This is a genomic window from Polynucleobacter sp. MWH-Spelu-300-X4 (genome assembly GCF_018687515.1).
Lineage (GTDB): Bacteria > Pseudomonadota > Gammaproteobacteria > Burkholderiales > Burkholderiaceae > Polynucleobacter.
In genome coordinates, this window is record NZ_CP061294.1 from 1,774,096 (window position 1) to 1,785,745 (window position 11,650).

Genomic DNA, 11,650 nt, shown 5'->3' on the forward strand with positions numbered 1-11,650 from the left:
TTAATTACCTAATTTTTGAAATTTTTCCTAATTTTTCATTTATCGGTTAATAATAAAAAAAGGAAATTTAATTAATTTGACCCTTTGGGAAAGCTGTAACGTGGCAAAAACAAGTGCACAAACCGGCCCAAGCAAGGCCCTCATCATTGCTGAAAAACCCTCCGTAGCGGCGGATATTGCCCGTGCTTTAGGTGGATTCACGAAGCACGAGGACTACTTTGAAAGCGATGAGTTCGTTGTGTCATCTGCTGTTGGCCATTTACTTGAAATAGCTGCGCCAGATGCTTATGAAGTTAAGCGTGGGAAATGGTCTTTTGCCAACTTACCGGTTATCCCTCCTCATTTCGACTTACGGCCAATACCAAAAACAGAAGCTCGCTTAAAAGTTCTACAGAAGTTAATTAAAAGAAAAGATGTCAATCGCCTAATTAATGCATGTGACGCGGGACGTGAAGGCGAATTAATTTTTAGACTGATTGCACAACACACCAAAGCACCTCAAAAAGTTGAGCGCCTATGGTTGCAGTCGATGACTCCCCAGGCTATTCGTGATGGCTTTGCACATTTACGCAGTGATGAAGAGCTTCTTAACTTAGCCAATGCCGCGCGCTGTCGATCTGAGTCAGATTGGTTGGTAGGTATTAATGGCACACGAGCCATGACTGCCTTTAACAGTAAAGCTGGTGGATTTTTTCTAACAACGGTTGGCCGCGTTCAAACACCGACACTATCAATCGTTGTTGAGCGTGAAGAACTCATTCGTAAATTTATTTCTCGTGATTATTGGGAAGTTAGCGCTGAATTTATTTGCGCTGCCGGCATTTACCAAGGGAAATGGTTTGACCCTAAATTTAAAAAAGAATCCAAAGATGTTGCCGCTGATCCTGAAAGAAAAGATAGTCGCTTATGGAGTGATGCTGCTGCTGCAAGCATTGTCGCAGCCTGTCACGACAAGCCCGGCAAGGTAACAGAAGAATCAAAACCAAGTACGCAAGCAGCCCCTCATTTATTTGACTTAACAAGTTTGCAACGTGAGGCAAACGCTAGATTTGGTTTTTCAGCAAAAAATACTTTAGGTTTGGCTCAAGCGCTTTATGAAAGACATAAAGTATTAACCTACCCAAGAACTGATTCAAGAGCATTACCTGAAGACTATTTACCAACAGTCAAAGACACGCTAGAAATGTTGGCGGATAGCTCTGACAATTACTATCCATTTGCTTCTCAAATATTAAAAAATTCTTGGGTTAAACCAAATAAAAAGATTTTTGATAACAGCAAAATATCTGATCACTTTGCGATTATTCCAACACTACAAGCGCCAAAAAATCTTTCAGAACCTGAACAAAAGCTATATGACTTAGTTGTTCGACGCTTCATGGCAATTTTTTTCCCATCCGCTGAATTTAAAGTTACAACGCGTATTACAGAAGTAAGTGGCCACCAATTTAAAACTGAGGGCAAGGTTTTAACAAGCCCTGGCTGGTTAACTGTTTACGGCAAATCAATACAAGACGATAAAGAGTTAGTGGCAGTTGCTCCTAATGAAACAGTTCAAACGGAATCTATTACGCCTGTAGCTCTTAAAACAAAACCGCCTGCTAGATATACCGAGGCAACGCTTTTGTCTGCCATGGAAGGCGCAGGTAAATTAATTGATGATGATGACTTCAGAGAGGCCATGTCTGAAAAAGGTCTCGGAACGCCGGCGACAAGAGCGGCCATTATTGAAGGCTTGCTCGCTGAAAAATATATGGTTCGTGAAGCAAGAGAATTAATTCCGACAGCCAAAGCATTCCAGCTCATGACGTTGTTACGCGGGTTAGGCGTTGAAGAATTAACGCATCCCGCCCTTACCGGTAACTGGGAACATAAACTTACTCTCATGGAAAAAGGGCAAATTGATCGTAATAGCTTTATGCAAGAAATTGCACAAATGACCCAGCGAATTGTTAAACGCGCAAAAGAATATGACAGCGATACGATTCCGGGTGATTATGCTGACCTTGCAACACCATGCCCACACTGTGGCGGCCTGGTAAAAGAAAATTACAGACGATTTGCCTGTGAAAAGTGCGGTTTTTCTATTAGCAAAATTCCAGGCGGCAGAGCCTTTGAAACTGAAGAAGCCGAAACGCTAATTGCTAATAAAGAAATTGGTCCACTGCAAGGCTTCCGCAGCAAAATGGGACGCCCATTTGCAGCCATTATTAAGTTGGTATCTATCCCCGAAGACGATAAAGATTATCCAAACGCTGGTTATAAACTCGAATTTGATTTCGGTAATAGCCAAGATGATGATGGCGAGGAAGTTGATTTCACGGGCCAAACAGCGTTGGGTCCATGCCCTAAATGTTCAGCTGCTGTTTATGAACATGGCATGAAATATCTTTGTGAACGAAGCGTAGGGCCGAATAAGGCTTGCGATTTCTCAACAGGTAAAGTTGTTCTTCAGCAAGAAATTTCTCGAGAGCAAGTAACTAAGTTGTTAAATGAAGGTAAGACGGACTTACTCAGCAACTTTAAATCTATGCGAACAGGCAGAGGGTTTAAAGCTTATTTAGCTAAGCAACCTGATGGCAAAATTGGTTTCGAATTTGAAACGCCCGCTAAGAAGCGTGCTGGGGATAAAGCTCCTGCTAAGTCATCGGTTAAACCAGCCGCCGTTAAACGCGCACCAGCAAAAAAACGCGCATCTAAGAAAGCTGATTGAGCCATTTCGTAAGCCAAGTGTTCCGTGAACATTTGGCTTGCAAGCGCTGACCACATCACTCCTCTAGATCCTAACGCCGTAAGAACATAAATACCTGGATAGCCAGGGATTGGTCCCATCATGGGAAGCCGGTCTTTAGCGACACATCGAATACCAACAAAGGCATCCTTTGCCATGAGTGTTTCTTCTGTTAGCTCTGCCCCAATCATCTCTGCCAGCTGATGTCTATTTTCTTCATGACTAACAGCCCAGGGGCTTAAATCACTCACTTCTTCATCGTAAGTCGAACCCACCTGCCACTCATATACATCACCCGATAATTGGGTTGGAGGTAAACAATATGCTTTCCCGGATAAAGCCACCTTAGGCAAATTTTCTGCCCAAGGAGTTGTCTTTGAAAATCCAAATGTAGATAACTGCCCCCGAACCGGTTTTAAAGGCAGATGAATCCCTGCCGTTTCAGCTAACCCCTTGGTCCCCAAACTAGCGGCTAAAAAAATTCTCTTAGCTTTCGCCAAGGGATTTTTATCCTGGTCGAAAACCACCCAAAGCGTTCCATCTCGATCTATTTTTGTAAGCTTGGTCTGCCACATTACCTGCCTAGGAAGCAGCCGACTTAACTCTTCTTCACATGATTTTTTAAGATTGACCCACCCGCCACTAGGGAACCATGTCCCAGCTGCTTGAATACCAATAATAGGCTTTGACTCATCTTCACTTAATGCAATTGCATTATCATTATTGAATCCCAAAGACAGCAAGTGCTCACTTAATTTGAATTTATTAAATGACACCCCTTTCTTGACCAAATGAAATACCCCTCCTTGGCACCAATTATTTGCCCAAACAAGCCTAGCTTCATCAAAAGCCAAGTGGGTTAATCTTTGTAATCTCGAAGCCCCCCGACCAATATAAGGATGACAAAGCGCTGCAAAGTGATTACTTGTCCCGGTTGCCGGAGAAACTCCCTCATCAATCAATAAAAAATTATTTATACCGTTATTTTTCAATGACTTAACAATCGCCGTACCCGCAATCCCGCCACCAATGACTATTGCGTCGTACTCATGTTCAAGATTTGGCTTATGCATGGCTGCCTTTATAATGCATATCTGACCAACTTGAATATCTATTCATGCAATTAATGTGGGTTTCCGGTCCAACGGGCCGAGTTAGAAAAATCTCTATTACCCTCAGAACTGTCTCCATAGCGGTTTGCTTTTTTGCGCTTTGTTTAATCGCTATTGGTGGCGCATTGCATTTTGTTGGTCTAAGAATTGCCATTGAAAAACGTCCCGAGCTAGCTAGAGTTATGGGTGGTGTATTAACCCAGGCCGAGCAAGACAAAATTGAAGCCGGTTATCTTGAGCGTCTTGAAAAAATTCAAGAGAAACTTCAGTCAACTGCAAGCGAAGTTGCCCAAATGCAAAAGCTCAAAGATCACTTTATGGACTTAGCCACGCCCAGCGCTGTTAAGTCTCAAATACCCAGTGGAAGCGGTAAGGGTGGCCCATTAAAACTTCCCGCTCAAAAAGTTGATAGCGGCGCTGATTTAATTGAAACGCTAGATAACTCTTTAGCAGATATTAGTGAGTTCAAAAAAAGCATTGCTGAAACGAATCAAATTTGGCAAAAACAAGCAACTTGGTTATCAAGTCTTCCGACTAGCATCCCAATGAAGGGTGAGTATTCACTATCAAGTGGATATGGTTTGCGTATTGACCCTTTTACACAAAATATGGCACGCCATGATGGTATTGATTTCTCAGCGCCGGTTGGAACCCCCATTATTGCCTCAGCAAATGGTGTTGTTAGTAAATCGGGATGGGACTCCCAATACGGTAATGTGGTTGAAATTAATCACGCCGAAGGATTTAAAACTCGATACGCCCATGCTAGCCAGCTACTCGTTCGCGTAGGGCAAACAGTAAAACGCGGTGATTTAATTGCGAAGGTTGGCAATACAGGGCGCTCAAGTGGCCCCCATCTGCACTATGAAATATTGCGCGCCGGAACCAATATCAACCCTAGCAACATGCTCCCTCGAGCAACAAGCATTCAAGCAAATTTCACGCAATAAAAAAGCCCTATTTCAGGGCTTTTTTATTTACTTCTTCATTCACTTCATTATTAACCGGCTAATCGAGCCTCTAAAGCATTCTTTGTTTCAGCTAACTCTTTTGGTAAATGGTATGAAAGTTGATCAAACAACTCATCATGCAATTTCATCTCAGCCTGCCAAGCTGCTTTATCAATAGAAGTTACTTTATCAAACTGTGCTGTACTAAAGTCTAAGCCAGACCAGTTAATATCAGCGTGAGAAGGCGTTGTACCAAAAATGTTTTCTTGTCCTGAAGACTTGCCTTCAATACGGCCCAACATCCAGGCAAGAACTCTCATATTCTCACCATAACCTGGCCAAACAAACTTACCATTCTCATCTTTACGGAACCAGTTAACGCAATAAATATTTGGTAACTTAGCGCCTTCGGCTTCCAACTTCTTACCCATATCCAACCAGTGTTGGAAATAATCGCTCATGTTGTAGCCTGCGAATGGCAACATCGCAAATGGGTCTCTACGAACAACACCTTGCTGACCAGCTGCCGCAGCAGTTGTTTCAGAACCCATCGTAGCCGCCATATAAACACCTTCAACCCAATTACGAGCCTCTGTCACCAAAGGTACTGTTGTTGAGCGACGACCACCAAAAATAAAGGCATCAATCGCAACACCAGCAGGGTTGTCCCACTCTGGATCAATAACTGGATTATTTGTTGCCGCAACTGTAAAACGCGCATTTGGATGAGATGCTTTGCGACCATTTGCTGAATCAGCAGGCGTCCAATCTTTACCTTGCCAATCAATTAAATGATCTGGAGCTTTATCAGTCATGCCTTCCCACCAAACATCACCATCATCTGTTAAAGCAACGTTTGTAAAAATAACGTCTTTATTTAAAGACGCCATGCAATTGGCATTTGTTAATGTGTTTGTTCCTGGCGCAACACCAAAATAGCCCGCCTCAGGATTGATAGCGAACAATCGAGTTTGACCTGTTACAGGGTCTTTGCGAGGTTTAATCCAAGCAATATCGTCACCAATCGTGGTTACTTTCCAACCATTAAATCCTTGTGGTGGAATCAACATAGCAAAGTTTGTTTTGCCGCATGCTGATGGGAACGCCGCCGCCACGTGATATTTCTTACCTTCTGGAGATGTCACACCCAAAATCAACATATGCTCAGCTAGCCAACCTTGATCACGACCCATAGTTGATGCAATACGTAGAGCAAAACATTTCTTACCTAATAATGCATTGCCACCATAACCAGAACCATATGACCAAATTTCGCGAGTTTCTGGGTAATGAACAATGTATTTAGTTGAATTGCATGGCCAAGCAACATCTTTTTCACCGGCTTGCAATGGCTTACCTACTGTATGAACGCAAGGAACAAAATTGCCATCTGTACCCAAAACATCAAAAACACCTTTGCCCATACGCGTCATGATGCGCATATTGATAGCCACATACGGACTATCAGATAACTCAACACCAATATGAGCAATTGGAGAACCTAAAGGCCCCATAGAAAAAGGCACAACATACAACGTTCTGCCTTTCATACAACCTGTGAATAATGGTTTTAGCGTTTGACGCATTTCCGCTGGATCCATCCAATTATTTGTTGGGCCAGCGTCTGCCTTGTTCTTTGAGCAAATATAGGTTCTATCTTCAACGCGAGCTACGTCGCTAGGATCAGAACAGGCTAAATAAGAGTTTTCACGCTTACTTGGATTTAATTTTTTTAAAGTTCCCGCAGCAACCATACCGGCACAAAGACGGTCATATTCTTCTTGAGAGCCATCACACCAATAAACAGAGTCTGGCTGGGTTAAAGCAGCAATTTCAGCCACCCAATCAATTAATTTCTGATGTTTAACATAAGATGGCACATTAAGGGCGGCCACACCCTTCATCGTAGGTTGATTCATGGTTCTGTTAGTGTGATTGGAATACCGTAAGGATACCACTTGGGGCTATTTCTAGCCTTACAAGACCGGCTTAGATTGAAAAACCCTAACTATTAAACATTCCTGCCAACAGGTACTTTTCTGCATCATTCCACCCCTGCTGGTAGGTAACTGGCATTAATTCCTGATGGGTATAGTCCCAACTAGATATGGGGACCGGGGTTGCCGGCTGAACATAGTGCAACCTTAAACCCGGCAACTCGCGCACAAGATGATTGGGTTGTTTATAGCGCCTAGTTAAAAGTACCAAAATTTCTTTAGGCGCATCACCCGGCTGAGCAGGCTCCAAACCATCAATCGGCACGTTATCGACCAGCCCACCGTCCAAAACAGTTATGCCATTTCTATACATAACAGGAGTAAATGGTGGGGTACATGATGACTGCAAAATAAGCTCCACCAAAGATGCCAAATTTGGGCAGTCCTGAGCGGCAACAAATACTCGCTTAAAACCTAAAGAACGCCCAAAAGTGGGGTGCAAACTTTTTCTTATGTGTTTTTCAACATTATAGGCAAGCAAACCAATTGCAACCGCACTTCTTGGCCCCATCCAACTTGGTATTTGTGCCAAACCTATTTGAATCTTTGGTGCTTGCTGTAAATTATCAAAACCATCCGCTAATATATTAATTAACGCATTTTTATAAAGTTGATGATGTGGAAAGACTGGTTCACCAGAAAACAAATTTTCCCATCTGGCGTTTTTCTTAACGCCCGCCAATGACTTAGCGTAATAGTCCAGCCCCCACTGAGCCCCTGCACGACCCGGCCTTGCATATAACAAACAGGCTGTTGCTGCACCAGCACTAATTGAGGCAATTCTTTCAGGATCCTGAGGAAACGCCTCATTTAATCGATGCCAGAAGCCAGCTTGCCACCAGCAACGATTTCCTCCACCGGCAAAAACAATTTGATCAAATTTCATTTAAGCTTATTTGCCAATACAGAAGGTACTGAATATTTTTCCAAGTAAATCATCTGGCAAAAATTCACCGGTAATTTTTGATAGGGCGTCTTGAGCAAGGCGCATATCTTCGGCGGCCAACTCAATAAAACTAGAGCCATTTTTTAATTGCTCCAAAGATTTTTCAATAAAATCTTCCGCTTCTGACAATGCCTCAAGATGTCGCTTCCTCGCAAGGATTCCGCCCTCAGCTTCAGGTTGCCAACCAGCCACCTTTAATAATTCTGCTTTAAGAGAATCTAATCCTTCGCCAGTTTTAGCTGAAACCAATAGCTCATTCTTTAAAACTGTCGGCTTAGTCTTCGACTGATCAATCTTGTTCCAGATAATTTGTACGGGCACACTCGGAGCTAATTCTTTTTTAATTCTAGTAAGTAACTCTTGATCCACATCGCTAACATTTTGTTGTTGGCTGGCATCTAATAAATGCAAAACCAAATCCGCTTGAGCGATTGTTTTCCAAGTTCTTTCTATACCAATTTGCTCAACACTATCCGTTGTCTCACGCAAGCCAGCCGTATCAATAATGTGCAAGGGAACGCCATCCAATTGAATTGTTTCTTTCAGGCGATCTCTAGTTGTTCCAGCAACCGGTGTAACGATGGCGACATCTTCTCCAGCCAAAGCATTCATAAGTGAGCTTTTCCCAACATTCGGCTGCCCAACTAAAACAACCGTAATGCCATCTCTAATAATGACGCCCTGTTGAGCGGCTTTTTTAATTTCATGAATCTCATTTAAGATTTTCTCTAAGCGGCCTAAAACATCATGCTGCTTAATAAAATCAATCTCTTCTTCAGGAAAGTCTAAAGTGGCCTCTGTTAGAGCGCGCAACTCCGTTAGCGCATCTAAAAAAATATGTATTTTTTTGGAGAACTCGCCTTTTAAAGATTTAGCCGCACTTTTTGCCGCTAAAGCACTGCTTGCATCAATTAAGTCAGCAACTGCTTCAGCTTGCGCTAAATCCATCTTGCCATTTAAAAATGCACGCTCGGTAAATTCACCTGGCTTAGCCAAACGTAAATCCATGCTGGCGCCAAGTTCTAAACAACGATCTATTAATACCGCCAATGCTGCAGAACTACCATGGCACTGCAATTCAAGAACATCTTCACCGGTATATGAGTGTGGGCCTGGAAAGTAAATTGCCAAACCCTCATCAATCACATTATTTTGCGCATCAGAAAAGCTAAGGAGGGTGGCCTGTCTAGGCACAAGCTCTCTATGACAAAGAGCATTAATTAGCTGATTAATGCCTGAACCAGAAATACGAACGATTCCAACACTAGCGCGTCCCTTAGCAGTTGCAAGGGCAATAATGGGGGCGCGCCAGTTTTCCATCTTATTTAAGCGGCTTTTTTCCCGCTAAACATTCTATTAATTTGCCACTGTTGCGCAATAGAAAGAATGTTATTAACTACCCAATACAAAACCAAACCTGATGGGAAGAAAAAGAACATCACTGAAAATGCAATTGGCATGATCATCATTACTTTTGCTTGAACTGGGTCTGGTGGTGTTGGATTAAGTTTTGTTTGAATAAACATTGAAACCGCCATCAACACGGGCAAAATAAAGTACGGGTCTGGTTTAGCCAAATCTTGAATCCAGCCTAACCATGGAGCCGCACGCATTTCAACAGAAGCCAACAACACCCAGTACAACGCAATAAATACCGGAATTTGAATTAATACAGGGAAGCATCCGCCTAATGGATTAATTTTTTCTTTGCGATACATTTCCATCATCGCTTGATTAAGTTTTTGAGGCTCTCCTTTAAATCGCTCTTTCATTTCTAGCAATCTAGGTTGAACCTCTTTCATTCTTGCCATTGATTTATAGCTTGCAGCTGACAGCGGGAAAAACACTAACTTAATAAGTATGGTTAATAAAATAATTGACCATCCCCAGTTATTAATTAAGCCGTGAATTTTTTCTAACAACCAAAAAATTGGTTTAGCTAAAATTGTTAACCAGCCATAGTCTTTAACAAGCTCTAACCCTGGGGCAATACCCTCAAGCTCACGCTCTTGTTGTGGGCCAACATATAGTTTTAACGCTTCTGTTTTTTCTTGACCAACCGCCAATGGCTCAATCTTTGTTTGAACGCCAACGCGATACTGATTACTATCTAACTTACCAACATATAACTCACGAGTAGCATCGGTTGAGGGAATCCATGCTGAAGTAAAGTAATGTTGCACCATCGCCACCCAGGTGTTTTCATTTGCAGCCTGCGCAGGTGGCAATTTTGCCTTACCTTTATCAATATCTGAAAACTCAATCTTATGAAACTTTTCTACGTCTGAATAAACAGCGGGTCCGGTAAATGTGCTGTAGAAAGAGCTTTCATTTAATTTTTCGCCATCTCTAACCAACTCTGTATATAAAGTTGCATCAAAGTTTTTTGCGCCGACGTTTTTAATAACGTGTTTCGCTTCTAAAACATAAGAGTCTTTTGCAAGCGAGTAAATTTTTTCTAAACGCACACCATTTTTTTCAGCAACAAGTGTCACGCTATTTGCGGCGGGATTTTTTGTCGCCGTAAAAATTTGTGTGTGATTTGGTAGTTCAACATTAGACGCAGAAACTAAACCTGAGCGCGCGAAATATTGACGCTTTGCACTACGATCAAAAATAACAACCGGTGTTTTGTCTTCTTCTAAATGCTTTAATAATTTTGCTTTTGTTACGACACCGCCAAGTGTGTCAATTTCAAGCTCTAAAACATCATTTTTAAGAACAAGTAATTCGCTGTTTTTAGTAACCACTGCTGTATTAGCTGTAGGCACTCCAGCAGCATTTACTTTTGGCAACTCTTTGTTTGAGCCTTCAGCCTTCGCCACAACATTTTTTGCTGGGGCGCTAGCAAATAAAGAAGGTTGGCCATTGTGTTTTTGCCAACCATCAAATAATAAGATGGCTGAAATAGTAAATATTGCCCAAAGCAACGTTTTTTTGATGTCCATTATTTTTGCGTTTTCTGTATTAATTACGTAAACAGGAATTGTAGTGTGTGATGACTACTTTTTTGTGACCTTTTCAGGGACCGGGTCAATCCCACCTTTTGACCAAGGATTGCATCTCAAAATTCTATAAACACTTAGGAAAAAACCTTTAGCTGCCCCATGCTTATCTATCGCCTCCATGGCATAGCAAGAACAAGTGGGATAAAACCGACATTGTGAACCCCAAAAAGGACTCAAGCCTATTTGGTAGAAGCGAATCATTAACTTAAGAAACTTTGCAACCATCACTGGCCCATTAGCTTATTAAGCTCAGCGCGTATCTCTTGTCGTTCAGGCTCTCTTAAGCGCCCCTTGGTTCTTTCTCCTACTTTTTTTCGCAAACGAAAAACAGTTAGCTCTGGAACTTGGGATATGTTTTGCAAAGAATGGCGGAAAGCTTCGCGCATTAAGCGTTTAATGCGATTTCTATCAACAGCCCGCTTAGCTAGCTTTTTAGGCACAGTAAGCGCCACTCCTAAAGAATGATCGGCTAACTGATGTTTTGCTATAAATTTAGAAACCTGAGGTTTTTGTCCTAATACTTGACGTATTAAGTTAGCATCAGAAATGCGCTTAGAGCGAGGCAATGACTTGCCCGCTCTAAGGATTTTTTCTGATTGCTGTTGTTTAAACAGCGAGGCGTTTACGTCCTTTAGCACGGCGCGCATTTAAAACATGGCGTCCACCTTTAGTTTTCATGCGAACACGAAAACCGTGAGTGCGTTTACGACGAGTTACTGATGGTTGATATGTACGTTTCATAATTATTTCCTAGGGAACCTTAGATTTTCCATTTTTTCATTATTTGAGTCAATAGATATTTATATAATTAATTTTTATTCACAGAGTTATCTTACTGTTTTAATTGAAAAATTTAACTTACTAACAAGTTATCCACAGCTTATCCACCGACTTATGCATTGTGGA

9 protein-coding genes and 1 pseudogene are annotated in these 11,650 nt (G+C 41.9%); 2 read left to right on the forward strand and 8 right to left on the reverse strand.

Features of this window, described 5'->3' with window-relative positions; translation table 11 throughout:
* The first annotated feature begins 100 nt into the window (after nt 1-100).
* Complete coding sequence (locus ICV01_RS09045) at nt 101-2,713, forward strand: DNA topoisomerase III (RefSeq protein ID WP_215287632.1); 2,613 nt, start codon at nt 101-103, stop codon at nt 2,711-2,713.
* A gap of 32 nt (nt 2,714-2,745) precedes the next feature.
* Here the strand turns inward: ICV01_RS09045 and ICV01_RS09115 are convergent.
* Nucleotides 2,746-3,804 (reverse strand): annotated as a pseudogene (locus tag ICV01_RS09115) (FAD-dependent oxidoreductase); the annotation flags it as partial.
* Nucleotides 3,805-3,848: 44 nt separating this feature from the next.
* Between ICV01_RS09115 and ICV01_RS09050 the strand changes: the two are divergent.
* On the forward strand, nt 3,849-4,793 hold the full coding sequence (locus ICV01_RS09050; RefSeq protein ID WP_215287634.1) for a M23 family metallopeptidase: 945 nt from the start codon (nt 3,849-3,851) through the stop codon (nt 4,791-4,793).
* Between the two features lie 50 nt (nt 4,794-4,843).
* Here ICV01_RS09050 and ICV01_RS09055 read toward each other — a convergent pair whose 3' ends face one another.
* The 7 genes from ICV01_RS09055 to rpmH form a co-directional block, all read right to left on the reverse strand.
* Complete coding sequence (locus tag ICV01_RS09055) at nt 4,844-6,712, reverse strand: phosphoenolpyruvate carboxykinase (GTP) (protein WP_215287635.1); 1,869 nt, start codon at nt 6,710-6,712, stop codon at nt 4,844-4,846.
* A gap of 85 nt (nt 6,713-6,797) precedes the next feature.
* Nucleotides 6,798-7,676: a patatin-like phospholipase family protein gene (locus tag ICV01_RS09060; protein WP_215287636.1), complete on the reverse strand. Its 879-nt coding sequence runs from the start codon at nt 7,674-7,676 to the stop codon at nt 6,798-6,800.
* Between the two features lie 6 nt (nt 7,677-7,682).
* A complete protein-coding gene (mnmE, locus tag ICV01_RS09065) occupies nt 7,683-9,056 on the reverse strand; it encodes a tRNA uridine-5-carboxymethylaminomethyl(34) synthesis GTPase MnmE (RefSeq protein ID WP_215287637.1) in 1,374 nt (457 codons plus the stop codon).
* A gap of 5 nt (nt 9,057-9,061) precedes the next feature.
* Nucleotides 9,062-10,684 carry a membrane protein insertase YidC gene (gene yidC, locus ICV01_RS09070; RefSeq protein WP_215287638.1) on the reverse strand — a complete coding sequence of 541 codons (1,623 nt, stop codon included), beginning with the start codon at nt 10,682-10,684 and terminating at the stop codon, nt 9,062-9,064.
* Between the two features lie 54 nt (nt 10,685-10,738).
* Entirely contained in the window at nt 10,739-10,969 is a 231-nt protein-coding gene (yidD, locus tag ICV01_RS09075) for a membrane protein insertion efficiency factor YidD (RefSeq protein WP_215287640.1), read from the reverse strand.
* A complete protein-coding gene (rnpA, locus tag ICV01_RS09080; RefSeq protein ID WP_215287641.1) occupies nt 10,969-11,382 on the reverse strand; it encodes a ribonuclease P protein component in 414 nt (137 codons plus the stop codon). The genes yidD and rnpA overlap by 1 nt, the downstream gene beginning before the upstream one ends.
* Complete coding sequence (rpmH, locus tag ICV01_RS09085; protein WP_088812781.1) at nt 11,351-11,485, reverse strand: 50S ribosomal protein L34; 135 nt, start codon at nt 11,483-11,485, stop codon at nt 11,351-11,353. Before rpmH ends, rnpA begins: the two co-directional genes overlap by 32 nt.
* Nucleotides 11,486-11,650: the final 165 nt, after the last annotated feature.